Origin of the sequence: Pelagicoccus sp. SDUM812002 (assembly GCF_031127835.1) — a bacterium.
Taxonomy (GTDB): domain Bacteria; phylum Verrucomicrobiota; class Verrucomicrobiia; order Opitutales; family Opitutaceae; genus Pelagicoccus.
The window spans coordinates 414,073-440,581 of sequence record NZ_JARXHX010000001.1 but is presented as its reverse complement, the minus strand read 5'-3'; the positions used below and the strand labels follow the sequence as shown (position 1 = coordinate 440,581).

Here is a 26,509-nt window from a genome sequence, read left to right as displayed (position 1 = left end):
AACTTGAACCAGTCTAAGCCGTATTAGAAGGCATGTCTCCTTTCGGCTTTCCAACTCTTGTCGAGAGGGCTCTTCGCTTTTCCCTTTGGCGTGCGAAATCGCTTGGCCTTGCCTGCCTTTTGGCGGTCTCAGTTTCCGGTTCGCTTCTCGGGGAGAGTCTTGAAAAGGGTCCTGTCTATTTTTATGACCGCTACGGTTCGCAGCAATCGAGCAAAGCGGTTGTGGGCTACAAGATCTACACTCCGTTCAAAGGGCAATATGTCCCCATCGAAGAGCCGTGTTTGATCCGCGTCTACAATAAGGAGGACGTCAGGCTCGAAGTCCTCTATTCCGATCCCAAACTCGAAGCTTTGTGGGTTCGCATTACACTGAAGGAGAAGTTTACGGATCAAAGTTTAGCAGCTGCTTTGTCAGCCTACGGTAGCGGCTGGAAGCGACTAAGCTCGGATTCATCGGTTGGCATCGAGATCCCTGTTTTGTATGCCAAAACCGTTTTTCAGAGCGAAGAGGGGAGGCTCGCCTTCTTCTTCGCAACGACAAAGCAGCTGATGATCTATTCTACCGACGCTATTGAGGCTTCGAAAGCATATCACCAAAAGCGGACAGAGGAGCAGTCGAAAGTGCCGGTGTTTTAGGCATAGCAAGGCCGTCTTTGTGGAAGCAAATCAATCCTGGTATCCAATTAATTACGGACTCGGCTTTTCAACTTCTTCTTAGCTCTAGGCTGTTTCGTTTCAGTTGAACCCCGTGCTCGTCTCCGAACTCTAACTACTTTCTTCGCGGGTGGGGATTCATCAACTTTTTCTTGAAGGTCATCGGCTCCTATAGCGTTGGTACGTTCGAGTAAGGCATTGTAAAGGCGGTCTGGGATTTTTTCTGGATTTGCTTTTCGGTGGTCGCGAATGACTGTGTAGGGGTTTTTTAGCAATGCATAGCCAAGCTCGGATTCAGCACTCGCTGCGAGCTCAATGAAGCCAAGTTCCTCTAGGATTTTGATCCGCCCCCTCCACGTGTGTACGGCTCTTTCTCCGTTAAAATTACAGTAGAATGCCATTTGTTCGTGTAGCCCACCTAGTTTGACGAAGGCTTGCTCGGGCGTGAAGACTCTGCACCAAAGATCGAGGTACACGTCAGATACGGGCTTCCCTTTCGGTGCCATCGCATTCATAATCCTCTGGATCAAAGGAAATGCTCGTGGGATGTAGTACCATCCGTTGCTTGTGGATTTTTGCCACAAATCATCGTCTTGTATCTTTGGCCAGTACTCACTTCTTAGGCGAACCTGCTCATCGTTGATTTTTTTGTGCTTTGACTTAATGATTCTTGGAAAGGTCATGGCTGAATAAAGTTAGGTCGGAGCTGGCTTTGGACGCCAGCTCCTCGCTTCAGTTGTGTTTTGAACAGTCCGAAAATGTGCTTACTAAGTTTGGACCTTGATTGGCTCATTTCGTCGAATTGAAGCATGAGCTAATGAGAATTAATAAGTTGCTGAAACACAATGACTTAAAGGTTTTTGTTCAAACTCGCTCATCATTGGTTGGTTGCGACTGAAAGTGTTTAATTGCGCGAAATATTACAATTCAATTGATGTACTGTATGAAAAATCAACTGGATCCGACGCAAACAATTGATAGGCATGGGCTTCTCCGAACCTGCGTAGTCATCTAACGTAATCTAAGTTTTCTTGGTTCTCTTTCGTTCTCATAGTTTTCACTGTTTTTTGGGGTTCAAGGGGCCTTTTAGAACACGGCTAACTTCCTGTGCTAGGTCTCCAAAAAATCCGCTCTCCGATGAGGGAGACGCGGTCTTTGAGTCCTTCGTTAGTCGGAGGAATTACCCGTTAGGTGGCTCAAGGGAATACGAGAATGTCTTGCTGAGATCGACGTTGAGCGGTGTTGTGAGAGCTCAGCTTTCTTCGCTTCCCATTCCCAATAAACGCTTTGAGGTCGTCCTGGTTTAAGTACCTGAATCCTTGGGGTGGTTGAATATTGCGTTCTCTCATCGCTGAGAGACTTGTCGGTCGCGGGAGTTTGAATACTTCGTCGATAACAATGCCAAAACCGCTTTCCAATCCATCAAAGTAGTCTTTGAAATCCTGGTAGTCTACTTGAGAGTTGCTTCCGACTTTTCGCCAGAGTCGCTCTATGTTGCCAGATTCCAAACTCTCTACCGTGAAGACTCCTTGGATTTCGCAAACAGGAGAAGTCACATACACGATAACTAAGTCACCGGCCTGCAAGCTGGGAATTCTCCTTCTAAGTTCGACTGTTTTGGTCCCATCAAAGATTGCGTTCGCGTAACGAGGATGGATTGAAAGTAGCACTGCTTTTTGGCTCATGGTTTGGTTAAAGGAGGTTGAATCCACGTTTGTAGATTTCGAGAAATTGCGATTCGGTCAAAATTGATGGTCCAGCGATCATGCCTCCAGCGTCAATCGCTCGGGCTTCATCCAACTTCACAGGAGCTTCGAAAATCTCGGTGTCTGCGAAATGATACGCTGTGACAGTCGCTTCAGGGTCTCCTTTGACCAACGCCAAGACATCGTTCCAGTCATACACTCCTAGACGGTTGAATGCCTTAAATGCCTCTTTTGCTTTCATTCGGTGGCTTCGGATCAGACGGGAACATCCACAGATTTCCCCAGAACCAAGAATTTTCTTGTCGCAGGTGGTGTACCATAGGACTCTTGCCTGGTACTCTAGCGGCGCTGAGATCGACTTGCTGTAATAAACATTCTCTCGATTGAGAGCAAGAATTGGACTTGGCCGGAATAGTTCTTGTTCGGCGATTGTGGAATGGAAGAGCTTTCCCGCCCAATGTGGCTTGATTGGAATCAAAACTGATTTTAGGTCGGCCCCAACTGTTTTAACTGGCCAACGTGTTTTCTCGATGTGTTGAGCCAATTCGATTGCATGCTCTCCATCGGTTATGCCTTCGGGGAAAGGTCCTAGATCTTTTAGCTTTTGATCGTCGAAGTTTCTAATATCGAGCACCCCGTATCCAATCTTTCGAATATAGACTTGATCATCCCAGTAAAATTCTAACTCGACCAGAGCCTCATGAACTTCGGTTGAATAATTTGTATCCGAAATTACGATGCACTTCGCCTTCGAAGTTGCTGCATTGCTGATGAGACGCAAGAGAACGCTTCGGATCACCGTAGGAGCAAATCGTGAAGTTGTGGACCTTAGGAACTCAACCCGTGCCGTATCGCCATCTATGCGATGGGTGTAGAAGAGAACTGGATTACCCGCATCATCTTCAACAAGCTTGCTGATGCCGCTATGACCGGATCTTACGCGGGAGGCCTCGACGAGAAGTCTTTCGCGAAATTGGTTCCTCTTCTCGCCATTTTGGTAGGACAAGAAAATGTCTGCAATTCTCACGATATCGGATGAGCTGATTTGTCGGTCGGATATCGTTGTGCCCGAGAGTGATGCTGGTGAGTACGATGCGGCTCTTTCGCTTTGGTCTAGTAGCGAAATGAGCTCTACGGGTCTCTGGACTAGTAAATCACAAGCTTCGAGAAGTTTTTCGGCTTTGTTCAGCATCTCACCGTCTCGAGTGACGAACACATCGCAATCCGACGCGGCAGCACGTGAAAGTTGGTGGATATCCGATTCGCGGCTCGGAGTGAGTGTGTCCCAATTCAAAATTTCCCTGACAATCGGAAATAGCTGCTTTGCCTTTTCCTCATCGTGTTGCCGCTCTTCGACTGATCGTGCCTTTATCGTTAGCGAAGATCTATCTGATTCGTCTTCAATCCGGTTAATCTCATTGAATACCTCATTGACTATCGAAAGAGCTATTGAGTCGGACAACCATGGTTCATCTAGCGCTCGTGACTCCTCTGCAGCCACTTGCTCTCCGTCTCCAAAAATGTCGATGAAGATGTTTGTATCCATCACCACAGACAAACGACTGTCTTCGGCTTGGATGGCTTCTGAAAAAAGATCAGGGACTCCAGATTCCCAAGTGAAAAGCGTTAGCGGTTTTCTTTCCTTTCCTCGACCTTCCGACTCATTGCGAGCAGTAAACCCAACTTTAGGCCAAAACTTGTGAATATCATAATCGCGACGACACTTTAGGGATATACCAAAGCAATCTCGCTTTCTTGCAGTCTCCTTGAGGTCTTGAATAAGCCCCTTGGCAAGGCCGGCTCCTCGGATGCTTCTATCCACACAGAGATGTGCTAAACGTATCCAGTTCTTGGTTTCTCGAAACGCTGCGTAACCTAGAACTCGACCAGACTCATCCTTTGCTATTCGGATGTTTCCATTTTCTGCGTAGGTCTCGAATGCTCCTTGAGGAAAGAAGCCAAGCGTTTGCCGGTCAGGTTTCCAGAGCTCTACGACTTGGGGCAATTCATCGGCAGTAACAGTGCCGATTTGCATTTGAGTTGAGGTGTTTAGGGAGGATTCCATTGGTTCGGTTTGCCGGACGTCTTCGTGTTTATTTCAAAAAATACTTGGTCACATCGATATGCTCAAACTCTTGCTTCGTCTCCAGTATCCAAGTTTTTTCTACATGCACGAGATGGATATGCCAGTAATGCTTATCCTCGCCTGTTGTCGTGTTGAAAAAGTCTAGCCATCCATTCAGCTCTTCTCTCGGAATCAGGACGATTTGCTCTTCAGTTCCACATGCGAAGGCGATCAATGCTTTGTCGTATTGAGCAAGTGCTTCGTGTTGCTTGCGATGGTACCCAAACCAGTAGTTGGTTCCTTTCGATCTATCGTGGTACTCGCGAGAGATTGGAACGAGAACTCCTAGCGAATCATCGGGCGTAGAGAATGTTGCAGCGCTCTGCTTGACCAAGGTTTCCCCAAGGTGCTTTTGCAAACGCTCAACGCAGGGTGCCCTAAAGTTTGCTGTGGTAAACTTCTTTCCTTTGGGTTGGGGATTCGGCCTACTGTCGATGGTTGCATCTTCCTCTTCGACATCATCCGAAACGGCATCTTGAGTAGCAGTAAAGACGAGGTCGACGATTTCGTCTACCAAGGTGTATTCTTTGGGGCGTAGGATCGCGCGAATCTTATCGAAGGTTTCCACGTCGTCGAGTTCCTCCTTTACCGAAAGCAGCCTCAATAGGGCATCCAGTTTTATGAGGCGAATATCCCAAGCGTGGCGAGAACCTCTAACCTGCGCCTCCAAGTCGCCTGTATCCGACCGACCGAGGACGTAAAGGATAGAAGAGTGCTCTTCTTGCAGTTCACCTGCTTTTATTAGCTTTTTACGGTAGTTGGCTGTGGTGTCTAAGGAAAGTCGATACGCGTCAGTTGTTTTGACTTCTACTAAGATCGACTCTCCAGACTTAGACTTCCAAATTCCATCAAATCCGACTTCATTGCGGACACCACGGTACCTCCCGTACTCTATCGCAAAACCTAATCGTTTCCCGATCTGGTTAACCACATCCTGCAAAGCCAATCCCGAGTCCGTGAACTTATTGTTCAGACAGAAGGACGCGTGTTCAGCCAGAGTGCTAGAAGTCACATGGGCCAGATATGTTCTAAATTCCTCCGACGTTTCGTTGCCGTCTCTCAGCGTACCATTGCCTGCAAAGGAGAGAATCTGTTGAACAGTCTTTCCTTTCAACTGCTCAGGGCTGGATTTCCAAATGTCTACTAGGGCCATCTGATTGATAAGGGTTGGGGGGCGGATTTTCGAGAAGGGAAGCGTTCAGAAAACGCGAGGTATTCCACTTTATGAATTCGGTTTCTGGAGCACAGCATATTATATACAAAAGCAAATTTTAACATTTTAGATTATGTGGATGGCGTGTCCAATTCTAGCACGGGGCACCTACAGCAAGCTTGATTCAATTTCGGATAGGAGTGCTAGGGCTTTCTTGTGATAGTCGCTTTGCTCGCGATTCATCGCTACTAACTCGCCGAGTAGTGACTTTGCCTGTTCAGCGTTTTTCTCTACGCCATCACCATTCCAATAGTATTGGGAAAGGCGATACAGTGCTCCAGGTCGCGTTATGTCGGTTTTGTGGTACAGAATGCGCCAGTTCCATTCAACCGCCTTCTTCGGGTCGTAGAGCTTGAAGCCTCTATCCCCGTATAGAAAAGCCAGTTCGATGTCTGCATCTCTGAACCCGAGTTCTGCGGCGCGATGAAGCGTCTCGAGTCCCTTTTCGGCTTCCCCTAACGTTCTACAATACAGCTTTCCAACTAAGACCAATGTCCGCAGGTCTCCGTGATCTATGGCTCTTTCGAACCATTCTGCGGCTTTGGTTGGGTTTTGTTCAACCCCGGTTCCTTCTCGATAGGCAAAAGCGACGAATACCATTGCTCCTGTATCGCCTAGGTTTGCTGCCTTCATATACCAAGCGAAAGAGGCTTTTAGGTCGTTGGATTCGCCGCCTCGTTTGAGGAGTCCGGCCAAACGTCTCATGGACTCGACATGACCAAGCTTGGCGGCCTTTTCAAACCAATGCACGGCTTGAGACGAATCGAATTTTCGCCCTAGTCCAAGAGAGTGAATCAAACCTAAAGCGAAGTAAATTTTGGGGTTGTCGCTTTCCATTAGGTCAAACAGCTCTTCTTCACATTTGCGCAGTTTGATGACCGTCTCGTTCCTGAAACACCGTTGATGTTCGAATACCCGTATTTGATCAGCAGCCCGATATTCGCGAAAAAGGCTCAAGTATCGTTCGACGGCTTCCTCTTCTTTGCCCGGTTTGTTCATGAAGTCGTTATTCCTTCGCCATTACTGTGTCATACAGCCCGTAGTGGGTCAGGCCTTCGTGGCTTTCGATACCCGTGTAGCGAAGGGAGGCGTCTTCGTAGCGACGGAATGCGAAGACAGCTGCATTCATTTGCTCTGTGTTAAACACCCTCAGGCTCACCAGTAGATGGAAGTCTTTTACGGTCAATCCGGTGACTGTCTCGAAGAGGTCTGGCTCTATCTTTGTGATAACGTCCTGGAGTGTGTTCTCTCGGAAATCGGTCAAATACATGAAGGCCGGAATGCGAGTGGCGAACTTGATCAACTTCTCCTGAACGAGCTTTCGCTTCGATTTGAATTCACGCTCTTCGTCGCTGAGTTCCTTCTGCTCCTTTTTCGTCAACTCTCCTTCTTTGGCCTTCTTCTTGATGTCTTTGATCTTTTCGGCCTTGTTAATAATGGTTTCGATGACGTTGTCGCCAAGGGCCCGCCAGCCTTCGATGCGTGCTACAGCAGCCATCGCGTCTTCGTTCTCGAGAATTCGACGTAGGGTGTCGTTGTCGACATTCACCAACAAGGCGCTTTCCCATTTGCGTGCAAGCAAGGTGGCGGATGTACCTGCCATTGCCATATCAAGGATACCGCCGGCATCGATCTGAATCATTCTCGATCCGTCGTAGGCGAGTACTGGTAAAAAGGATACGAGATCCTTTACCGCGTTTTCCGGGTTGGGTTCATTAGGAGACAGTCCAATTCCGTATTCAGAAATTTGGCGCAGTGCTCGTGTGGGTGCGAAGTCGAAAACAAAACAGACTGGCTTGAGAATTTCCTCTTCGTTCGGATCATCTCCATTCGGGTTTTTGATCGACCAGGGAGACTGCACACGGAAAGCGGCCTGAAAGTAGCTTTCGGGCGAACTCAAATTGCGGAGCATCAGGATCGATGACCATTGCGGGACTGTGACTCCCGTGGTTAGCTTTCCACATGAGAGCGTTATTGTCTGCGTGTCGAAGCCGCTGCCAACGGCTTTCCGAACGGGAGGCAAGGCCTGCAGTCCGATACCTGCCGAAGTCCCGGCAGCTACAACCACTTCATAGGTATGCCAAAACGTGTTTTGTCTTTCGGCCAACAGATTTGCCATGGCATGGCATGCCGCGACGTTGGGTAGGAACCAAAAGGAATGCTGCAGGTATGGGAGCAATCTAACGTCGGAGTAGGGAAATGGCGGTCGTGTCCCTGCCTTCAACTGCTCTGCCGCTTTCGCGGTGTACCCGCCGCGTATGATATCCAACCACTTCTGCACGTCGCTTTTGTGAGTGAACTCAGCCTCATCGCCGAGACCCGACGCCTCGAAAAAAGCGTTCAAATCAAACTCGTCGAATTCTCCACCGCTTGCGATGGAGAGCAGTTCGTCCGGCATTTGATAGGTAAGCAGGCGCATTTGGGGCAACGCCCCATAGGGGTTGCGCTGACCTGGGTGCTCTTTAGCGAACGCTTCCTTTGCTCGCTGTTCGTCAGTGTAGGTCCAGTTGAAAATCTGCTCTTCGATGAACTCGCCTGTCGCAAGCGCTTTGAAAGGAGTGCCAGAGAGGTAAAGATAGGCTTTTGTCGTGATGGGAAGGAACTCGCTTTCCTTTGAGGAAAGTTCTGACAGGTCCTCGTTTACGTTTTCCAAACCTGATGCGTATTCGAGTTTCGCCTCCTCCTTCGATTCGGTGTCGTCTTCACCTTCGAAGAGTTCTTTTGCGGTCTCTCGCCATGCTCCAAAGTGGTATTCGTCGAATACGACCAAGTCCCAATTTATAATGTGAAGCCATTCATTCTTGGCCTTGATGTTTCCGGCCCTGTCGCGTCCCAGAAGATCTTGGAACGAACCGAAATACACGAGCGGTTTGTCATTGGAATTCTGTGACGGGTCGCTCTCTGAGTTGCGAGAGAGGTATTGCCAGCCATCGAAATCCACGTGCGATTCGAGGTCAGCTTGCCAAGCATCTTCAACGGCTGGCTTGAAGGTCAGAACCAGTACACGCTTCGCTTCCAACTTCTTGGCAAGCTGGTAAGTGGTGAAGGTTTTGCCGAAGCGCATTTTTGCATTCCACAGAAAGCGAGGTATTGCTTTTTCATCTTCATCCCAACGGGAGTGGAAATAGGATAATGTCGTATCTACCGCATCTTGCTGCTCTGATCGCATCGGGAAAGTTTCGGCATGAGTGCCAGAGATCCGTTTGCCGGTACGCAATTCGATGAGGACCGTTTTGACGTCCTCGACAGTGCAACGCATCCACTCTAGCTCGGTGTTCTCAAATCCCTTTTTAGCGAGCGCGGCTCTAACTTCGTGATCGGAGAATATCGAGCCATCTTCCCGCTCAGCAGCTTCGTCGAGTTCGATTCGATAATTCTTGATTGCTGCGGTTTTGAGCTGCTCGGCGATACGTTGTTTCACGTCTCGCGTTGTCTGCCCTACCTTGAGCAAGCCCGCATGAGCCTCGTCGCCTATTGAATAGGCATAGATGCGGGGTCGAGCCTCCGGTTTCGGCGTGAGGATTTGATCGATGGAGGGCTTTGTCATCCTAGCCGTTGTCTGGATTCATGGGGCGGATTTTTGATTCGATGTAACTAATCTCGTCTTTCGAAATTCCATATTTCTTGAAGAGCTTTTTATCATTCCAAGGCTTCGAGAAATCTTGTAGCGGAACAAACGAGTAAGCTGATCGAGCGAGATCCTGTGCCGATGATCGAACGGCAATAAGGAATCGGAAGAATTTCGTCGTCACATACGAGAAACAGTTTCGAGCCTCTTCTTCAGAATCGAAAGCTCCTAAGAGCACGTACGTCTCTGTGACCACAGAACCTGGCGGAATCACGCCTGATAAAGAGAGAACACGGCGTTGCCCATTCTTGTCCACTTGGCCCGCGTGCTCTGATGAGGATTTTGAAGTGAAGACCTTCCACTTATCGATCAAGTCTTGGCCTGCTGATATTTGATCTCTTGAAGTCCAGGCTCTACCACGGCTCTGCAAGACTAACAGATCGTTTTTGGACGACTTCTTGTCTACCCCTCGGAAAAAAGTGCGAAGACCAAAGGGCTTCTGTGAACTCACTTGTACATCAAAACGTTTGTCTTCCGGTAGACGTAGATCACTCGAACCCGAACCGTTTTCGAAGGCCATAACCTTCTTTAATATCGGAAGTGCTTTGTTGCTTCGTATGAAGATATCAGTGCCTGGTTCGATCAAAGGGCGCACCACCTCGTCGGGTGCTTGCCCTGGCTCGTGCGCGACAACAGAGCAATCACCAGAATTGTCACGATCCCAGAGGAAATAGCAGATCCCACCCGCCACATCGACTCCTTGAAAGACTTCGCGACTATCTGGGAAATCTATAAGCTTTCGCATGCTTCTATCGCTCAACATAGCTCGTCGGAAATTATCTAATCCACGCCCTCCAAAGAACCACCTGGAGGGGATAACCATCGAAATTAAGCGTGGTTCAAGGGCTTTAGCTTGGTCGACAAATTTGTTGTAGATCGGAACTGCGCTAGCCCCAGCTCCCCCATCTTCAAGCTGATACGGTGGGTTTCCAATGATAACGTCGAATTGCATATTATTTCCAAATAGCTCAGCGATCCGAGCCTTGATGTTGTCAGTGTGAATGAATGCGTACGCGTGCGTCTCGCGATCTTCGCCTCGGTCGAAAGTTTTCCTGTCAGCCCCACAGAATTCGCACTTGTTACCTGCCCAAGTGTGCTCGATGCGCTCAAACCAGACATTCCCTTCATCGCTGCCGAAGGAGCGAGCAATCGAGTGCTCACCGTTGGCCTGCTTTGAACAATATAGACTACGGCGAGCAAGCAGGCTGGTGATACTAGTGATCCCGATGCCGAACACCTGCTTGGTCAAGATATGGTCGACGCGCTCTTGAAGGTCTGGAATCTCTTCTTTCAGGCCTTTAGTAAGGCGACTGGTTATCTCTCTGAGAAAAATGCCAGACTTCGCACAGGGATCAAGGAATGTGACGGTCTTGTCGCTCCAAATGTTAGCCCCATTGTGGCTTTCCGCCCATGCCTCGGCTAATGTGTCGAGCATTCTGTTGGCGAACTCCGGTGGAGTGAATACCTCGTCGTTGGATAGGTTTGCAATACAGGTCAAAACATCTGGATTGCGCCCCTTGAGCATGAATGGGACTTGTTCAATCATGAGGCCCCTTTCGATGTATCTGCACTACTTAGTTCTGCCAAATTGCGAGCAGTCATTGGCGGGTAGGTTTTCGCTGGGGTGAAGATCTCATGTTTGCCGACTTGGGCAAAGAGAGAGCCTTCTTCACTGAACACCGACGACTGAGTTAGCGCATCGAAACGGAAATCCCGTCGCTGGAATTTACCCTTCCCAAGGTAGCCCCACTCCGCGAATGTAATCGCGTCGCCATCGTGGCTGCACATGGTTAGTGCGTCACCGTGAACAAGATTCTGAGAGAGCACGTAAAACGCTGCTCGATAGAGGTCATCGGTTGGGTCGAGGGCGAGGTACTGTGCGAAGATCTCCAAAAGGTTCGCTCGGCACTCAGCGATATTGTCGGGTAGTAGCTCGACACCGTACAGACACATCATACCGAACAAGGCATAGTGTCGCCGTTCGAAGTCAGATTTGCCGTATTTCAGCTCAACAGCTGCGAGCTTTCGCATGAGAATCTTCACGAGGAAGTTTCCGCTACCGCAGGCCGGCTCAAGGAATCGAGAGTCAATGCGCTCGGTCTCTCCCTTCACGAGATCCAGCATCGCCTCGACCACCCATTCGGGGGTGAAGACTTCCCCGTGGTCAGCGATCCGTTGTTTCGAACGAATTAGGTCCATAATTCGAAGGCAGGAACTAGGTTTGAATCATCCGACGGAGGCAACTTGTACGGTTTGGAGCAGGTCGCTGTGGGCAGTTTATGGTTTTCAAACAAACGGGTCATTTAGGGGAGAAATCTGTAAGATCTTTGCGTAAGGGAGAAGCTAAAGGTTTTTACCTACCACCTTATCGATGGCGAGGTGAATTTTTCGAGAATATCACAGAGCATAGGACAGGAACTGTCCTAGGGGGTCTGCTAACGTCGTTTTCCCCGCGAATCGGCGAGCTGTTGCCGGATCGGTTAACTCGTAATCAAAACCTCCCTAGAAGAAAGGAATCCTCAAATGCCAAAATCTCCTCGACGTAAGTTTAACGCCGATAGATTTCTCGATAAGTTCAAGTGTTTCGAAGGTGTGCTTCGACGCTATTGCGACCAGTGGAAGGAAGGCCTCGACGGCTTTCCGGAGATGCTGACGGTCGAAACGTTCAAGGATTGGCTCCGGTACTCCGCAGGAAATCGCTTGGCGTACAAGGGGATGCTGGAGGGCATCTATCGGGCTTACGACCTGTCGACCAAGCAGGGGCAAGAGATTCTCATGGATGCCCTTGAGCAGTTCGGAGTGGAGATCCCTGGCGTCCATTCTCTGCATGTGGAAGTCTTGGCGCTGCGGGTCTTGTCTGAGTTTCCTGAGGTGTTTGAGGTGGCCTACGATACCTTGACCGTTTCGCGGGTAGACAAGTTTACCATGTTTCGCGGGAAAGAAGCTCGGGAGCTAGAGGCTCTGGAAGAAGGAACTGAGCGATTTGCCAAAGCTCTAAGGAAGGCCTTCGCCGTCCGGAAAGGCACGGAGAAGGTTCTGGTGAAGCGGTTCACCGATGGGGACGTACAGAACTTCATCGTGTACCACGAAGAGCGCGTTCAAGCCGTTCTCGAGATGAAGGAGAACGGCGAGACCATCGACATTCAGCCTCTCATCTTTCGGCCTGTGAAGCAGGACTTCATCGCCTACTTCCCTCGTTTTGGAAAAATCGAGATCGAATCCACGACAAAGAGGGACACCTCAATTCTGCGAACCACCTTTGGCAAAGTGTTCTTGGATGATCCTGAGTTCTTCGACTCGGAGGAATCAGAAACCTTGATCAACTTGGAACGGCTGAAAGATCCTGCTTTCGTCTTTGATTTGGAGTCAGGCCACTATGCTTCGTTAACAGACGTACGTTGCCAGTTTGGCGGGAAGGAAGCCCATCGGGTTGATTTCAATTCGAAGGACGTTTTCCAGACGCTGGAGAAGCTCAATCTACGGCCATCGCTAGGAGAAGCTCGCTTAGCCTCAGCCAAGATCAAAATCGTATTTCCCGAGTGCCGTCGTGGAAAAACGGTTACGCTTTCCGACTCGAACAAGATCTCCTTCAATCGCTCGACGCGATCCATGGAGGTTTTTCGCTATCTTCGACGCTGGGGGCTCTTGTCGGCGTAATGAAAGTTTCTGACGACCTCTCCTTTCTCTGGCGTAGAGTCAGCGCCGTCGAAGAACCTCTTTTTCGGTATCGCGAGCTGCAACGCTACGAACCCGGTCTCTGGGAGCCATTGATTCGCAATGGCCTGCTTGAAGAGACTCCGATTCCAGAAGCCTATCTGGATGAAAAGCTACGCTGGATGATCGTTCGGCAGGTGAACGGGAAGCTTTTCGGCGTCGAAGACTCCGACGAGCCGAATGGCTTCGAGGTCTTGAGCGAAGACGATGTACGGCAATACTGCTTTTCCGCTTCCAGGTTTGCCGATTCCTTGCGAGCGACAAACGCCATCGTCGGTAAAGGACTTCAGGAATCAGAGAAATTCGTTCGCTTGGGAGACAAACGTATTTCAGCGTCGGATACGCTTCGCGTCTACCTGTCGATTGGCAGTGGCTTTTTCGATTCGCTGGAATTGAGATTGAGAGCGCTTGCTCGTGAACGCAGCCGATCCGCTAGAGTGGTAGTCTTTCCTGTCTATCCCGATCTCGATTCTGCTACAGAAGAACTGCTCGAAGCCTCGAATCTCTTCATCACAGATTTTGATACAAGCAGCTTTGAAATCAACTGGCCTCTGTCGCTAGGCATCGAGAAATCGAAGCCTCAATATGCACTGATATGCGAGGGTGCCACCTGGCGTTTCATCTTTGATGGCGAGGAAGCAACGGTTTCTGACTCCAAGGGGATTCGATTCCTAGCCAAGCTTTTGAGCAAACCCACTGAGAATTTTTCTTCGTTTGCTTTAGCAAATCCTGATGCTGTTCAAGACTCCGTTGAAGTCTCAGACTTGGAAACAACCGACAGATCCTCTCTTCGCCGCTATAAAGAGCGTTTGCTCGACATCGAGGAAGACTTGGAGGAAGCCATGGCCTTCGAACGTGAAGACGAGATAGAACGGCTGGAGGACGAGAGAGATTCGATCCTCAAACATCTTTCTGAAGTGTCCGGAGTGGGCGGCAGATCGCGTTTGCAAGGTGAAAAAGAGAAAGCCCGTCAATCGGTCAGCTCGAACCTCAAGCGTATCGTTGCTTCCTTGCCTTTCGGAAGTGCCCATCTCAAAGCCAGATTGAAAACTGGATACATTTGCACTTACACACCCGACGCTGGCGAGGTTTGGAAAGTGGAGGCCTAGATTCTGCATCCACAAGAATTACAGACTGTATTCGTTAAGGCGCTGGATCCTACTGGAAACGAATGGACCGATCCAGTTTGCTGAGGGCAAACTACCTTAACCGTATCGAGGGTTGAGACAGGAATCAATCCACTGAACCCCACGCCGATTTGTACATTTCTACGATACAAAAGGTTTCTTCTTCTTTTGTGGTCTATTTCTAATGCTCCAGAGGCGCATGCCAACTCGATGTTTTCCGTGTACGCATCGATTGTGGCATCATCGTAGACCGAAATATAATCCGACCCGGTCGGAGGAAGCGTATGCTTCTCAAACTTATCCAGCAGATAACTGCGCCCCGTAGGGTTGCAGGATGTTATATCGATTGGGCTCACTAGTCCCAATGCTTTCCAACAATTGTTACAATAATAGGTATTCATGCCCTCCTTTACACGGCAAATCGCAAACGAGGAAATTTCTGGTAGAAAAAACTCAAAAAAGTGAAATGTGACGCCAAATATCACAGTTGTGACATGAAATATCGCGCCTTGGGGGTGTTAGCAGCTCCTCCAAGAAACAAAGACACGGTGTCCTAGTAAAGGAGGGGCTGCCTAATGAATCAAAAATCATTATGGCACAACTTACTCAGCCCCAATCTAACTCCTTCGAAGTCGGCGAAGTCGCTCCGGCGGGAACCTTCATCGCCACTTGTCTCGAGGTCCTAGACCAGTTCGGTGTCGAACGCCCGAAGTTCGAGAATCCTAACGAAATGGAGAAGCTCGACGTCACCCGTTTCCTTTTCGGCTTCAAGGGTCAGGACGGAAACCTCTACAAGGTCCAGTCCTACGAATTCCGAATCAGCGGTTCACCCAAGAGTAACCTCTACAAGTTCCTCTCGGCATGGCTTGGCCATCCACCCGCCTACGGTTGGGACTACTGCGAACTGAAGGGCCAAGGCGGAATGATCTCTGTCGCCCAGAAGCAAAGCCGCGATGGTACTCGCACGTTTGCGAGCCTCAACAGCATCTCGCCGGTCATCGAGCAACTGAAGAACCAAGTTCTTCCGCTCGAAGTCTTCGAAGCGAATCAAGCTCCACAAGCTCCCGTATCCGCTCCTCAAGCACAACTTGTAAACGTACCGGCGGCACACATTCCAGCCAACGCACCAGTACCGTTCCCGCAGCAGTACAACGCACAGCCGCCAGCTCCCACCCGAGCAGCTCCACAGCCAGTGCAGCCACAGGCTCCCCAGCAAGGCGGAGTCGGTTCCTGGGATCCCTCGAACGATCCCAACGGCAACAACTGCCCATTCTAGGCCACGCTTCCCGCAAGTCCTAGCAACCAGAACCTAGAACCCAACAACCTAGAAATGGCAGTTCTCAAAAAAGACAGTGGTTCCTCCTCCCACTGGTACAAAGAAGACGGAAGCCCCTGTCATCGCTTGCCCCGAGCGAGCGGTGACGGGCTCCGTCCCACCACTATCCGCGACGCTCGCCGTCTGCGTTTGTATCCAAGCGTTACCTCCATCCTCGGAATCTTCGCCAAGCCTCAGCTCGATCGCTGGAAAATGCGTCAGGTCGCTCTCGCTTCGATGCGACTCGACCGCACGAAGAACGAAAGCGACGAGTACTTTGCAGATCGCATCATCGAAGAAGCCTTCGCTCAAGTTGGAGAAGCCGCGGAACTCGGTTCGCGTATCCACGACGCACTAGAAAAATACTTCGAAGGCGTTCCTGTTGCCGAAGACCTCCAGGTCTACACTCAGCCGGTCATTGACTGGAAACATGAGAAGCAAATCGAGTTCGTTGAACGCGAGAAGACGCTGGTAAATCACAAGGAAGGATTCGCGGGCACAATGGATGTAGCCTGTCGCTATGGGGAGAACGGGATCGGCGTAATCGACTTCAAAACTCGCAAGACTACCCCCGGCCAACCCGTGTATCCATACGATGGGCAAGCCATGCAGATCGCAGCCTATGCCGCGACCTACTGGGGCGAGGAGAATCTCGGAAAAGTCTTCGGAGCCAACGTCTACATCTCCACCACCGAGCCGGGACGCCTCGAAGTCTGTTCCTACGCTCCCGAGCTTCTGATCGAGGAATACGACGTATTCAAAAAAGCCTGTTCGATGTGGCGACACATTAAAGGCTTCGATCCCAGAAAGAAGGTGGCCAATGCCTGACAAGGCATGGAAGGCCCTAGAAAGACGCGTTGCCACCTTCTTTAACACGGAACGCAACGCTCTTTCTGGCGGCAACTCCAAGGTCACTCGCTCAGACACCTTGCACCCCGATCTCTTCATCGAGTGCAAGCAGCGCCAGAAGCACTCCGCCGTCACGCTCTGGGACGAAACCAAGCAACTCGCAGACAAGGAAGAGAAAACTCCTGTGGTCTGTTTGGCTGAGAAAAACCGTAAGGGATTCTGGATACTCGTCCACAGTGACGACCTTTCGAAGCTCTAGTTCTCAGCTCTCCTCATGGCCCGTCCACCGTCGGGCGGGCCTCCTTTTCTTAAACGCAATCACGCAACTGAATGCACCCTCGTGTGCTTAAACCCGAAAATCTAAATGGAAAATAGTTTATCTACCGAATCTAAACCAAAACTGGTTGATGCCAACGGACTCCTCGAAGCGCTCTTCGATAAGTCCTCCCGTCCCTCCGTTCGCTGGGTCCGTCAAATGCAGGCCCAACGGAAAATCCCGTTCGTCAAAATCGGACGTTTCATCCGCTTCGACATCGAGGAAGTCCGCAAGGCGCTTAGCGAAAACTGCACCGTCAACCCACGCCGCCGCTAGCAATGATCGCCCTTGCCTCACCATACGCCAGTCCGCAAGCGAGCGATCCAAATCAGATCGATCTCCCGTTGCCGGTCACTGGCCAGAATGGCGGATCCTTCCGCATCTCGCACAAGGAACGCCAGATCTTCGGCTTCGACACCGAAACGTATTACACAAAAGGATACGACGTTCGAAGTCTCGGAGTTGACGCCTATGTCGCCGATCCTCGCTTTGATTGTTACCTGGTCTCTTTCTGGGGACCGCACGGCAATTTCGTTGGCCATCCTAGCGAGTGTCCTTGGGAGGAATTCGACAACTGCGTTTGGATCTCCCACAACGCCCGTTTCGACCGAGCCGTCTTCTACCGCCTCAAGGAACAAGGAATCATCCCGACTCGCATCCGTCCTCGTGAATGGCATGACTCTGCCGCTTTGGCAGTCTATCTCCAAGCCCCTCGCAGCCTCGCAGGAGCCGCAGAGAAGCTGCTAGGCGAGAAGCCGAACAAAGCCATCCGCGACGCGATGAAAGGCATGCAAACCGGTCTGCTCTGTCACGACAAAGCGGTTCTCGACTACGCCCTCGACGATGCTCGCCTCGCCTGCGAACTCTGGATCTCGCACAGCGACAAGTGGCCGAAGAAAGAACGCATTCTTTCAAGCCTCACCATCGAGCAAGGCGAGTACGGCGTTCACCTCGACCTTCAGCGAGTCCGCGAAGGCATCGAAACGCTTACCAAAGTCTGCGAAGCCGAAGCGGCGAAACTGCCTTGGGTTCCCCGCTTGAAACCCAGCAGTCCCAAAGCCTTCGCTGAAGCCTGTCAGCAAGCCGGAATCCCCGTTCCCAACTCCACCAGCGAAGACGATCCAGTCACTCGCGAATGGGTTGAGCGATACGGCGAACGGTATCCATGGCTCAAGCACATGTCCGAATGGCGAAAAGCCAATCGCATGCTCAAGGTTCTCGAAACCATGCAGAGCCGCTGTCGACGCGACGGAAGCCTCCCGTTCGGTCTCAAGTACTTCGGAGCCATCGCAACCGGACGCTGGGCAGGCGACGCCGGATTGAACTTCCAAAACTTCAACCGCGAAGCTCTTCATGGAGTCGATCCTCGCAAGTGCCTCGTCGCCCGACCTGGTCACAAGCTGATCATCGCCGATCTTTCCCAGATCGAGCCTCGCGTTCTCGCGTGGCTTGCTGGCGATCACGAGCTGCTCGACAAGATCCGCAACGGTCTCCCCATCTACCAAGCTCACGCCGAAACCTCGATGGGCTGGAAAGGCGGCGATCTAAAGAAGGAGAACCCACGACTCTACCTTCTGGCGAAGTGTCGTGTCATTGGTCTTGGATACGGAGCGGGTTGCAAAACCTTCCAATTCCTCGCCAAAAGCTACGGTCTAGAAATCTCCATCGGCGAAGCGAAACGCACGGTCGACGATTTCCGCAAGGCAAACCCTCGCATCGTCAGCCTCTGGCAAGCGATTGAAGACTCGATGGGCTACCATCTCGGCAGCACTTTCTTCATGTATTTGCCGAGCTTTCGCACGATCCGCTATTTCGACGTTCAAGACGACAACGACGGCTATTACGCCGCGACGGAAAGAGGCGGAAGATCGATCAACTGGTACGGCGGAAAACTCACCGAAAACCTCGTGCAAGCGACTGCGAGAGACGTTTTCGCCGAAGGCCTCCTGCGTATCCATAAAGCGGGTATCCGCATCCTTTGGACGGTTCACGATGAAGTGATCTGCGAAGTCCCCGAAGACTCCGAAGTAACGGTTGAAACCGTCACCGAACTCCTAGCTCAAACCCCAGATTGGATTCCCGGCCTGCCTGTCGCAGCCGATGGAATCGAAGCAAAAGCCTACACCAAATAACCGATGGCCATCTTAAAAAACACCACCAAAGCCCTTGAGGAAACTCTCAAGCACCCACCCGAGCCCGGACAACGAAACGTCTGGCTCTACACCGTCGCCAAGCGAGCCAAGAACGTCGCCTCACGCGAAAAGATACGCTCCTTCCTACTAAGCGTAGCTTCTCAATGGAACGACCGCGATTTCACTCCGGAAATTGATCGAGCAATCGCCCGAGCCTTCGAAGAGCGTTCCGCACCCTCGGAAGAGGACCGCATCCCACCTTGGCCCGAGTTCAGCCAAGACGCCTGGAATCGACGCATCGACCACCCGATACTCTTCGGAAGCGAAGGCACTCAGTTGCCTGCCAGCGAGGTCATAGACCGCCTTTTCTCCGAAAACGCATTGCTCTGTCTAGCTCTTGATACCAAGAGCGCTGTCACTCAACTGCGCCAACAATGGCGGGGCAAAGAAGCTGCTATGCAGTTCTTGGTTCCCAATGCCATGACTAAGGAGACAGGTATCACACAATCAGGACACCCATCCCCCAGATGCCTCGATAATGCCACCAAGAGCAAGGTCTATCAGGTAGTTGAGTTCGATAGAGGCACCTTGAAGGAACAAGCAGCCATTCTTTCGTCATTACACACCGAATACACGCCCCTAATCATGGTAGTCTATTCGGGAGGCAAGTCCCTCCACGGTTGGTTCGATGTTCGCACCCTAGACGAAGCCTCCAAGCTCCGGTTCTTTCGCCACTCAGTCTTTCTCGGATCCGATGCCTCACTTTGGGATGCCTCCAAGCTAGTACGAATGCCAGGAGGACGCCGGGATAACGGCAAGACTCAGTCCATCCTATTCTTCAACCCAATCGCACCCAAGCACCCATGACCACCGACCTCATTGAAATCTGGAAGGAGATCGAAGATCCCGACTTCCACGTCACCGAGAACCAACTACACCCGAAGCCAAAGCCCTTCACGATCCTCACAGGATCAAAGCTTCGTACGGTGCCCATCCCCGAGAAGGTAAACATCCTCGGAGATGGAGTCATCGCCCTTGGTCAGCTGACTACAGTCATCGGGCAGGGAGGCACCGGTAAGAGTCGCGTAACGATGCAGGTGGCTATTACTCAAATCCTCGGTTGGAGTTTCGCTGGTTTGAAGACGCACCCGACGCCCCTGAAGCACCTGCTCATCGGCACGGAGAATAGCATTTATCGTCAGAAGTCGGAGTATCAAAAGATGACTCAGTCTTTGTCGCCTGAACAGAGAGAGAAAGTAGATGCCCACATGTTCTTCCACGTGGTTCAAGAGATGGACGATGCCTTCATTAACCTGGGAGACGAAGAGATCCGTAGCAAGTGGGTGGATACGCTAAGCATCGTCAATCCCGACGTGGTCTACATCGATCCCTACGGTGAGATTCACGTGGGCGACATAAACAAGGACGCCGATGTTCGCCACACTCTCCGAGAGATCACAAAAGTATGCCGCCGATTCAATCCTCGCACTGCGATCGTTATCGTCCACCATGGCCGAACGGGCAGGGCGAACATCGCTCAAGCGGTCGGCTGGGACAAGGGAAACTACGCCCTCGGATCCAAGGCCCTCTATTCAGGAGCTCGAGCCCAGATCAATATCGCCCCCGCCGATGCCGAAGATCCGAGCCGCATAATCATCTCCTGTGGAAAGTCCAACGACGCCAAACCCTTCGATCCCGTGGGCCTCAAACTCGATGACGCCACCATGCTCTACGGACTGGATGCAGCCTTCGACCTTCAAGCATGGAAGGACGATCTCGACGGCAAGCAGCGCGGCCAAGCTGTCAGCGTTAGAGATGTGACCGATGCAATTCGTGACGGAAAAATCCGCCATAAGGACATCCTCGAATACCTCACAGACGACGTCGGATGTGGCAGAGCAACCGCCGCCCGCCGGATCGCCGAAGCTCTTGAAAAGGGATACGCCAGGAAGACTTCGAGCGGCGAATATTGCCTCGGCAAGGAGTAAAATCTGAGACCTCAAAGCCCGTACCGTCTCAAGTCTCTCACCCCTTTATGGGGTGAGACTGAGACTACACTGATTTCGACACTCAAAATTCAGACTCATGAACGCTTCAACTGAAGAGCAATTACTCTCCGTGAAGGAGTTGGCTTGGAAGCTCAACCGCCATCCTAACTATGTCTATTTGATGCGGAAGGCAGGCTTCCCAATGCCTGGCAACCGAACAACCTTGGACGAAGCGTTGGCATGGTTGGCGAAACATCCGAACTGGAGGAGGTCGCTCTGATCAACAACCCCTCACTCGCTCCGCTCGCTCGGTAGTCCTCCTCCCGTTGGTCGTCGCGCTGTCGCGACAACTTCCACCCAACTCGACTCCACCCGCAGACGCTGAGATCTTCGATCTCTCCGTTCCATTCCGCTCAGCCGTTCGCGTCGGCTATCCCTCGTTTCTGCTCGTGCCACTCGCTCAACCGCTACCGATGCGGCGATTCCAGATCTCGGGCAAGCCGAGCACTGGCCTCGCTTATCGCATCGTCCGCGGATTCGCGTCCTGCTTCGCAGGCACGTGGCACCAGCAGCCCCGAGCCGCCGCCACTGAAACGGCACGCTCCATTTCACTACGATCCCTCAGACGTCAGCGACTGCTCGCCCAACTTGCAATCAACACCCTTCGTGGTCGCCCGTTCGCAGAGCTAGCAGCAGCAACCGTCTACGCTTCGTTCCTCAGCTACGCCTATAGCTGCAGCTACCACAGCTCGGCGGGCTCGAAGCTACCTTCATCGTTCGCATAGCTCACTCAATCCGAGTAACCCAAAACATCGCCGCTCATCGGTTGTCACCGTAACGCAACTACACCGCCCCTGCATCTTGAGTGCCAGCAAAGCTGTCACACGAAGCTGCATCCTTCCTGTACGGCTACGCCCGTACAACCTGACATTATGTCCATTTCGTTCACGCTTTGCTCACCTTCGCTTGGCCATGTCTGCCTGCTCTCAGTCACGAGATGGCACATAATGTCGTATTGTACGCATCCAGGAGTGGGCGGCTCCGTTGCTTCGCTGGCTACCGCCAGCCTTCGCGGCTTCTGTCGATAGTCTGGCCGCATAGCGTCAGTCGCGTTTTAGCTTTTCGGCTCTTATCGCTTGTAGCTGTTCCCAGCCACCCGGGTCCCGGCTGGGAAGGGGAGTCGAGTGCAGCCGAGCCGAAAGAGACGTCCTTCGCTTCGCTCAGTCCTGAATAGTGCGGGCTACCCCGCCCCCGCCCGGGGTTCTTGGTGGGTCGTCGCTTGTTCGCCTGATCCGTATCCGCTTGTTGGGCACGATCGCTCGGCTGCTCCAGGCGGCCCCTGCCTACAAGAGTAAAGCAGGGGCCTTCCCCCCGCCACCCGAGGCGGCGCGGTGGCCCCGCGCTCTCGCCAGCTTCGCTCCGCCCGCTGGCGTCGGCGCTTACGCACCGCCAGTGCGTCGATTCGCCTGCAGCTTCGCTGCCAGTCGCCGTGCGGCAGAGCCGCCCGCATTAAAAGGTCACCTCTCCACGGTCGCTTCCCAGTCTGGCCGCATCCGTTCGCCCCTCAAGGTAGTGCTCGCCAAGGCTCGCCTCCACCTTGACCGCCTCGCTCTGCCGCCTTCTCGAACGCTCGCCGCTTGGCAGGTTGCAAAATTCGCTTCCACTAAAACTCTGCGCTGATGGCCATTTGCGTTGTGCGCGCCAACCCACTCAAAAGCCTGAGCTGTAACGCAGCCGCGAAGCGGTTTTCGTTGCCGCAGTGAAAAGCGGTTGAAGCCGGTGAACTTGACGCCTCGCGATTCGCTTAGCCCGGGCCAGTATTCGTTCGTGTTATGGCGTTTGATATTTCTCCAGACCTTTTGACGATGGGCGTCTCAGCTGCTGCCGGCTTCTACATGAAGCATAAGGCAGAAGAGCGGAAAGAGCGCCACGCCGAACACATACGAGCCTCCGAGCGGCGCCACCTCTCGGAGGCTTCGCGTGTTCGAGCTGCCAACGTAGCTGGCAAGTGGATACGCCGTGGCTTGGTGGCCGCCATCGTCTTCGCGGTAATCCTCGCGCCCTTCATCGTGACCGTGTTCACTGATGCCCAAACCGTTCTCCAGTACTCGGAGCAAACCGGAGGCAAGCTCTTTGGCTTGTTTGGCCCTACTAAGAACGCCGTTCGCTTCCAAGCCATTGATGGCTTTCTAGTCACTCCCGAAACCCGCCAAGCCCTCCTCGCGGTGGTGGCCTTCTACTTTGGACAAGGAGCCGCCAAGTGAAACGCATCCTGATTAGCCTGCTAGAAGACCGAGTTGCCCTCATCGGCTCTGCCGGAACCGCCTGGACGGTCGCCCTCAAGCACATCCACACCTCAGTGGGCATCCTCGTTGGCCTGCTGACGATCGTTTACCTCACGATCAAGATCCGCCAAGAGCTCAAGCGAAAGCGCGACGACTGAGCCGCCTCGCGGGGAGGGGGGCTGGGGGGATGGGCAAGCGAAGCTCCAAAAAACGCGCTCGCCGGAAAACGCGAAAAATCGCGCCGCCGAAAATCGCGCGAGGGCATCCGAAGGAATCGCGAAGTCGTCTGCTGACGGGATTGATCCGAAGGGGCGAAACCTAAGTTGGCGACTGAAGCGAGCTCATGCTCCGATTGCGAAGCAAGAAGGAGACTGAGTGCCTGAGCAGTCAACTAGGTCAGAGAAGAGCCGATATATTCAGCATGTTACGCTGCTCTTACACCGGGAAAATTATAGAGGGTGCCTCAGACGCGATTTGGGACGACGGTGAATGGATAAGCTGGGAGTACATCGAGAGATTCTCTCAAGAGGATGAAAATGCGACTGAGGATGAGTATGAGCCTGACTACGAGCTAGAGGAAGTTTTCGAGACCTTGCTTGAATCTGCGAAAGCCTACAGAAGTCTGACAGGCCGCTATCTATCAATTTGGGGCGAATTAGGAGAGCTTCATGCTGAGCTTCACTATGGCCTCAAGAGGCACAACCCGTATACGAAGGGTTCCGATGGGCGCATAGGCAACGACTGGGTCGAGGTGAAGACGATATCGCCCGAGAAGCAGTCGGATGTGGTTCGTGTAAAGCGAGAGGGTAACTTCAACGTGCTGGTGATCGTGAAGATCGATGAGGATTTCAATTTCAAGTCCCGCTTTATCGAGCGAAAGAGCCTGAAAAAGGGTAGCGGCAAGTTCATCACCGCAAAGTGGAAGAACTGAGTTTCTTTCCGGGGCGGATTGGTTTGGCTTTGTTTTGGTCGGGATGGAGACCCGCGAAGACTACTCTCATCCTACCTCATTTTGCTGCAAGGCGGTTGCCAGCCGGTTGCCACAAAACCGTTTTTCATGGCAAATCGCGTCATCTTGTCGCACTTTGCTGCCTTTTTGAGTTTGGCCTCCAACTAACTCTAGAGGCTACGTAAGTCGTTGATAGCCATATAAAAGGCGAAGGCCCAACGCTTTACGCATTGGGCCTTCATGGGTGCAGGGGTTGGATTTGAACCAACGACCTTCAGGTTATGAGCCTGATAAGTCGTTGTTTGTAAGTTGCTTGTGTTGAGAAAGTTGCTCGCGTTTGATCGTGTTTTCTTGACTAACTGGGGCCAAAACGTAGTCTTGTGCCACTTAAGCGTGCAATGTTGTTAACCTATGTTTCAGCTTGCTGCATTAGCCTGAATTTTGGCGTTCGAGGAACTGTTTTAAGACTTCCCCGTGCCAGAAGCGAATAGGATCAACCGAGGGTGGTGAAGGAATACCGCCAGTCTGTTTGTCGCGTGAAATGCGACATTTCTAATTCACTTCAACAAAAGAGAATTCATGGCACTGGCAATGAAACGGGACTCGAAATGGTTCTACGGTCGGATAATGGTAAATGGCGTTAAGAAGTCGGTTAACTTGGGCGTTGCGATCAAGGGGAAGCGTCCCAGTAGTCTTCGTGAAAAGGGAAGCGCGCTGTTCGAAAGATCTCGAGGGCAGGCGCAGGAGAAGCTTCGTAAGCTGCAAAGCGAGGCGATGCAGAAGAAAGCGAGTGTGGAGATCCTTCAAACCATACACGAGGCTCGTACAGGGGAGCGCGTTGGGTCGGTACCACTGCGTTTGCGAAAAGGTGTCGCTGGTATGTTTGATGCGTGGCGGAACGTACCTCGAAAGCGGGCTCAGTCCGAACTGTATGTTAAACAAATGCGGTCTTTGTTCGATAGGTTTATCGACTTTCTAGAACGGGAGTTCTCGGAAAAGAAAGTGAAGGAGATGTCGGATGTGAGAAGCCAAATGGCCCGGAGTTTCATGTTGGGCGAAGAGGACAGGGGAATTTCTCCGAAAACGTATAACAATAATTTGATCGCGCTTCGTTCTGCGTTTGGAGCGCTGGCGAAAGAAGCTGCGATTTTCGAGAATCCGTTCGAAGGGATTCCTACTAAGGATGAGGAAACTGTATTCAGAAAACCATTCTCCATCGATGAGCTTTCGAAGATTGTCGAGATTGCGAGGCTGGAGCGTCACGCTTTCATTCGTCCGATTATTTACACTGCCATTTGTACGGCAATGCGAAGGGGCGATTGTTGCTTGCTCTCTCCTCGTTCCGTGGATTTTAGGCAGGAGTTTCTGAAAGTGAAAACGGGTAAGACCCGCAAGATGGCGCAGATTCCTCTTTTCCCTCTGCTTCATGAGGAGTTGAAAACACACATCGTGGAGGATGGTTGCGAATACTTCTTTCCTGAGCAGGCTCAAATGTATCTTAAAAACGCGGACGGCATTACTTGGCGTGTCCGGAAGGTTCTGAAGGAAGCTGGGTTTTACGATCGTAAGAAAACTGAGACTAAGGCTGCCCAGGCTAAACATATCGCGAACGTCCATGCCAAAAGGGATAGTGGCTTACGGGCTGCTTCGATTCGCGACTTCCATTCCTTTCGGGTGAGCTGGGTCACGCTCGCATTGACCTCTGGTGTCGATTTGGAATTGGTCCGAATGGTTACTGGACACAAAACGGTAGACATTGTGCTCAAGCACTACTTCCAGCCAGGTCGGGATTACTTTAAGCAGAACCTTCAATCGAAGATGCCGGGGCTGTTGATGAACGAGGCAGGTACCGGAGATATCGGAAATCGTGATACGAAATCGAATCTTCGAAAGCTCCTCGAGCTTGCGAGTAAGTTGAGCGAAGAGGAGCTTCAGATTTTGGGAGTTGAAGGTCTCGAAAGCCTTAAACAATCACTAGGCGATGATGCCCCCGGCGACGTCAACCGAGTTGCAAAGTTGCTGCGTCAGCCGTGAGCAGATCGCTTGCTGGTATTTTTGGGGTGGGCACGTCTTGCGTCCTTATGCTGCAGAGTTGCTGGGTATCCCTCTTGCTTTCGGCGCATACTTCGATCGTTGCTGAGAAAGACCTACCAAGTCGCTGTAGTTGTAGCGGAATACGCCTTCGAAGATTTCGACTGGTTTGATCGTGCCCATGTTTACCAGTCTCCAGAATGTGACTCGGCTGACGCCAAGCTTTTTAGCCGCTTTGTTCATCGGTAACAGGAGGGGCTCGTCTGGATTCGAAGATCTCGTATTTGCTTGTTCTGGTAGGGACCCGTTCAGAGCGTTCTTGATGAGTTTAGCGATTTGGCAATCGACTTGACCGTCGTTGCTGATGGCGAGTTCGATTATAGTCTTTGTCGATTCTTTCACGGTGTTATCCTCGCAATTAGATTAGCGGGAATCCGTGATCGCGAATAGGGAATCCTGAGCTTTGCCTGTTCCCCGT

General features: G+C 51.7%; 26 protein-coding genes. 17 read left to right on the top strand and 9 right to left on the bottom strand.

Annotated elements, in window-relative coordinates; translation table 11 throughout:
* The first annotated feature begins 32 nt into the window (after positions 1-32).
* On the top strand, positions 33-635 hold the full coding sequence (locus QEH53_RS01825; protein WP_309021408.1) for a hypothetical protein: 603 nt from the start codon (positions 33-35) through the stop codon (positions 633-635).
* Positions 636-682: 47 nt separating this feature from the next.
* Here the strand turns inward: QEH53_RS01825 and QEH53_RS01820 are convergent, their stop codons facing one another.
* The 8 genes from QEH53_RS01820 to QEH53_RS01785 all read right to left on the bottom strand — a co-directional run bounded on the left by QEH53_RS01820 (position 683) and on the right by QEH53_RS01785 (position 11,524).
* On the bottom strand, positions 683-1,336 hold the full coding sequence (locus tag QEH53_RS01820) for a hypothetical protein (RefSeq protein WP_309021407.1): 654 nt from the start codon (positions 1,334-1,336) through the stop codon (positions 683-685).
* Positions 1,337-1,849: 513 nt separating this feature from the next.
* Positions 1,850-2,338 (bottom strand): ASCH domain-containing protein, encoded by a 489-nt coding sequence (locus QEH53_RS01815; RefSeq protein ID WP_309021406.1) that lies wholly within the window; start codon positions 2,336-2,338, stop codon positions 1,850-1,852.
* Positions 2,339-2,345: 7 nt separating this feature from the next.
* Entirely contained in the window at positions 2,346-4,394 is a 2,049-nt protein-coding gene (locus QEH53_RS01810) for a GNAT family N-acetyltransferase (protein ID WP_309021405.1), read from the bottom strand.
* A 58-nt stretch (positions 4,395-4,452) separates the two neighbouring features.
* Positions 4,453-5,637 carry a hypothetical protein gene (locus QEH53_RS01805; RefSeq protein WP_309021404.1) on the bottom strand — a complete coding sequence of 395 codons (1,185 nt, stop codon included), beginning with the start codon at positions 5,635-5,637 and terminating at the stop codon, positions 4,453-4,455.
* 168 nt (positions 5,638-5,805) lie between these two features.
* Complete coding sequence (locus QEH53_RS01800; RefSeq protein WP_309021403.1) at positions 5,806-6,696, bottom strand: tetratricopeptide repeat protein; 891 nt, start codon at positions 6,694-6,696, stop codon at positions 5,806-5,808.
* Between the two features lie 7 nt (positions 6,697-6,703).
* On the bottom strand, positions 6,704-9,244 hold the full coding sequence (locus QEH53_RS01795) for a DEAD/DEAH box helicase family protein (RefSeq protein WP_309021402.1): 2,541 nt from the start codon (positions 9,242-9,244) through the stop codon (positions 6,704-6,706).
* 1 nt (position 9,245) lies between these two features.
* Positions 9,246-10,871 carry an Eco57I restriction-modification methylase domain-containing protein gene (locus tag QEH53_RS01790; RefSeq protein ID WP_309021401.1) on the bottom strand — a complete coding sequence of 542 codons (1,626 nt, stop codon included), beginning with the start codon at positions 10,869-10,871 and terminating at the stop codon, positions 9,246-9,248.
* Entirely contained in the window at positions 10,868-11,524 is a 657-nt protein-coding gene (locus tag QEH53_RS01785; protein ID WP_309021400.1) for an N-6 DNA methylase, read from the bottom strand. The genes QEH53_RS01790 and QEH53_RS01785 overlap by 4 nt, the downstream gene beginning before the upstream one ends.
* 324 nt (positions 11,525-11,848) lie before the next feature.
* Between QEH53_RS01785 and QEH53_RS01780 the strand changes: the two genes are divergently transcribed.
* The 16 genes from QEH53_RS01780 to QEH53_RS01705 all read left to right on the top strand — a co-directional run bounded on the left by QEH53_RS01780 (position 11,849) and on the right by QEH53_RS01705 (position 26,034).
* A complete protein-coding gene (locus QEH53_RS01780; protein WP_309021399.1) occupies positions 11,849-12,982 on the top strand; it encodes a hypothetical protein in 1,134 nt (377 codons plus the stop codon).
* Entirely contained in the window at positions 12,982-14,148 is a 1,167-nt protein-coding gene (locus QEH53_RS01775; RefSeq protein WP_309021398.1) for a hypothetical protein, read from the top strand. The genes QEH53_RS01780 and QEH53_RS01775 overlap by 1 nt, the downstream gene beginning before the upstream one ends.
* A 610-nt stretch (positions 14,149-14,758) precedes the next feature.
* Positions 14,759-15,442, top strand: coding sequence for a hypothetical protein (locus QEH53_RS01770; protein WP_309021397.1), 684 nt, complete (start codon positions 14,759-14,761; stop codon positions 15,440-15,442).
* Positions 15,443-15,496: 54 nt separating this feature from the next.
* A complete protein-coding gene (locus QEH53_RS01765) occupies positions 15,497-16,309 on the top strand; it encodes a hypothetical protein (RefSeq protein ID WP_309021396.1) in 813 nt (270 codons plus the stop codon).
* On the top strand, positions 16,302-16,589 hold the full coding sequence (locus tag QEH53_RS01760; RefSeq protein WP_309021395.1) for a hypothetical protein: 288 nt from the start codon (positions 16,302-16,304) through the stop codon (positions 16,587-16,589). Before QEH53_RS01765 ends, QEH53_RS01760 begins: the two co-directional genes overlap by 8 nt.
* 105 nt (positions 16,590-16,694) lie before the next feature.
* On the top strand, positions 16,695-16,922 hold the full coding sequence (locus QEH53_RS01755) for a hypothetical protein (protein ID WP_309021394.1): 228 nt from the start codon (positions 16,695-16,697) through the stop codon (positions 16,920-16,922).
* 2 nt (positions 16,923-16,924) lie between these two features.
* The gene (locus QEH53_RS01750) at positions 16,925-18,778 is read left to right on the top strand and encodes a DNA polymerase (protein WP_309021393.1); all 1,854 of its coding nucleotides are present in this window, start codon (positions 16,925-16,927) and stop codon (positions 18,776-18,778) included.
* A gap of 3 nt (positions 18,779-18,781) precedes the next feature.
* Positions 18,782-19,645, top strand: coding sequence for a hypothetical protein (locus tag QEH53_RS01745; protein WP_309021392.1), 864 nt, complete (start codon positions 18,782-18,784; stop codon positions 19,643-19,645).
* Entirely contained in the window at positions 19,642-20,766 is a 1,125-nt protein-coding gene (locus QEH53_RS01740; RefSeq protein ID WP_309021391.1) for an AAA family ATPase, read from the top strand. Before QEH53_RS01745 ends, QEH53_RS01740 begins: the two co-directional genes overlap by 4 nt.
* Before the next feature lie 97 nt (positions 20,767-20,863).
* Positions 20,864-21,046, top strand: a complete 183-nt coding sequence (locus QEH53_RS01735; RefSeq protein ID WP_309021390.1) for a hypothetical protein — start codon at positions 20,864-20,866, stop codon at positions 21,044-21,046.
* Between the two features lie 46 nt (positions 21,047-21,092).
* On the top strand, positions 21,093-21,551 hold the full coding sequence (locus tag QEH53_RS01730; RefSeq protein WP_309021389.1) for a hypothetical protein: 459 nt from the start codon (positions 21,093-21,095) through the stop codon (positions 21,549-21,551).
* Between the two features lie 448 nt (positions 21,552-21,999).
* Complete coding sequence (locus tag QEH53_RS01725) at positions 22,000-22,446, top strand: hypothetical protein (RefSeq protein ID WP_309021388.1); 447 nt, start codon at positions 22,000-22,002, stop codon at positions 22,444-22,446.
* Positions 22,447-22,598: 152 nt separating this feature from the next.
* Positions 22,599-23,030, top strand: a complete 432-nt coding sequence (locus QEH53_RS01720; protein WP_309021387.1) for a hypothetical protein — start codon at positions 22,599-22,601, stop codon at positions 23,028-23,030.
* Positions 23,027-23,209 (top strand): hypothetical protein, encoded by a 183-nt coding sequence (locus tag QEH53_RS01715; protein WP_309021386.1) that lies wholly within the window; start codon positions 23,027-23,029, stop codon positions 23,207-23,209. Before QEH53_RS01720 ends, QEH53_RS01715 begins: the two co-directional genes overlap by 4 nt.
* Before the next feature lie 263 nt (positions 23,210-23,472).
* Positions 23,473-23,982 (top strand): hypothetical protein, encoded by a 510-nt coding sequence (locus QEH53_RS01710; RefSeq protein ID WP_309021385.1) that lies wholly within the window; start codon positions 23,473-23,475, stop codon positions 23,980-23,982.
* Positions 23,983-24,591: 609 nt separating this feature from the next.
* Complete coding sequence (locus tag QEH53_RS01705) at positions 24,592-26,034, top strand: tyrosine-type recombinase/integrase (protein WP_309021384.1); 1,443 nt, start codon at positions 24,592-24,594, stop codon at positions 26,032-26,034.
* A gap of 45 nt (positions 26,035-26,079) precedes the next feature.
* Here QEH53_RS01705 and QEH53_RS01700 read toward each other — a convergent pair whose 3' ends face one another.
* Positions 26,080-26,433 carry a hypothetical protein gene (locus tag QEH53_RS01700; protein WP_309021383.1) on the bottom strand — a complete coding sequence of 118 codons (354 nt, stop codon included), beginning with the start codon at positions 26,431-26,433 and terminating at the stop codon, positions 26,080-26,082.
* Positions 26,434-26,509 lie beyond the last annotated feature (76 nt).

What these genes read in the sequence shown, in the direction of transcription:
- QEH53_RS01825 (WP_309021408.1), top strand. Translation starts at nt 33, where the DNA reads ATGTCTCCTTTCGGCTTTCCAACTCTTGTCGAGAGGGCTCTTCGCTTT.
- QEH53_RS01820 (WP_309021407.1), bottom strand. Translation starts at nt 1,336, where the DNA reads ATGACCTTTCCAAGAATCATTAAGTCAAAGCACAAAAAAATCAACGAT.
- QEH53_RS01815 (WP_309021406.1), bottom strand. Translation starts at nt 2,338, where the DNA reads ATGAGCCAAAAAGCAGTGCTACTTTCAATCCATCCTCGTTACGCGAAC.
- QEH53_RS01810 (WP_309021405.1), bottom strand. Translation starts at nt 4,394, where the DNA reads ATGCAAATCGGCACTGTTACTGCCGATGAATTGCCCCAAGTCGTAGAG.
- QEH53_RS01805 (WP_309021404.1), bottom strand. Translation starts at nt 5,637, where the DNA reads ATGGCCCTAGTAGACATTTGGAAATCCAGCCCTGAGCAGTTGAAAGGA.
- QEH53_RS01800 (WP_309021403.1), bottom strand. Translation starts at nt 6,696, where the DNA reads ATGAACAAACCGGGCAAAGAAGAGGAAGCCGTCGAACGATACTTGAGC.
- QEH53_RS01795 (WP_309021402.1), bottom strand. Translation starts at nt 9,244, where the DNA reads ATGACAAAGCCCTCCATCGATCAAATCCTCACGCCGAAACCGGAGGCT.
- QEH53_RS01790 (WP_309021401.1), bottom strand. Translation starts at nt 10,871, where the DNA reads ATGATTGAACAAGTCCCATTCATGCTCAAGGGGCGCAATCCAGATGTT.
- QEH53_RS01785 (WP_309021400.1), bottom strand. Translation starts at nt 11,524, where the DNA reads ATGGACCTAATTCGTTCGAAACAACGGATCGCTGACCACGGGGAAGTC.
- QEH53_RS01780 (WP_309021399.1), top strand. Translation starts at nt 11,849, where the DNA reads ATGCCAAAATCTCCTCGACGTAAGTTTAACGCCGATAGATTTCTCGAT.
- QEH53_RS01775 (WP_309021398.1), top strand. Translation starts at nt 12,982, where the DNA reads ATGAAAGTTTCTGACGACCTCTCCTTTCTCTGGCGTAGAGTCAGCGCC.
- QEH53_RS01770 (WP_309021397.1), top strand. Translation starts at nt 14,759, where the DNA reads ATGGCACAACTTACTCAGCCCCAATCTAACTCCTTCGAAGTCGGCGAA.
- QEH53_RS01765 (WP_309021396.1), top strand. Translation starts at nt 15,497, where the DNA reads ATGGCAGTTCTCAAAAAAGACAGTGGTTCCTCCTCCCACTGGTACAAA.
- QEH53_RS01760 (WP_309021395.1), top strand. Translation starts at nt 16,302, where the DNA reads ATGCCTGACAAGGCATGGAAGGCCCTAGAAAGACGCGTTGCCACCTTC.
- QEH53_RS01755 (WP_309021394.1), top strand. Translation starts at nt 16,695, where the DNA reads ATGGAAAATAGTTTATCTACCGAATCTAAACCAAAACTGGTTGATGCC.
- QEH53_RS01750 (WP_309021393.1), top strand. Translation starts at nt 16,925, where the DNA reads ATGATCGCCCTTGCCTCACCATACGCCAGTCCGCAAGCGAGCGATCCA.
- QEH53_RS01745 (WP_309021392.1), top strand. Translation starts at nt 18,782, where the DNA reads ATGGCCATCTTAAAAAACACCACCAAAGCCCTTGAGGAAACTCTCAAG.
- QEH53_RS01740 (WP_309021391.1), top strand. Translation starts at nt 19,642, where the DNA reads ATGACCACCGACCTCATTGAAATCTGGAAGGAGATCGAAGATCCCGAC.
- QEH53_RS01735 (WP_309021390.1), top strand. Translation starts at nt 20,864, where the DNA reads ATGAACGCTTCAACTGAAGAGCAATTACTCTCCGTGAAGGAGTTGGCT.
- QEH53_RS01720 (WP_309021387.1), top strand. Translation starts at nt 22,599, where the DNA reads ATGGCGTTTGATATTTCTCCAGACCTTTTGACGATGGGCGTCTCAGCT.
- QEH53_RS01710 (WP_309021385.1), top strand. Translation starts at nt 23,473, where the DNA reads ATGTTACGCTGCTCTTACACCGGGAAAATTATAGAGGGTGCCTCAGAC.
- QEH53_RS01705 (WP_309021384.1), top strand. Translation starts at nt 24,592, where the DNA reads ATGAAACGGGACTCGAAATGGTTCTACGGTCGGATAATGGTAAATGGC.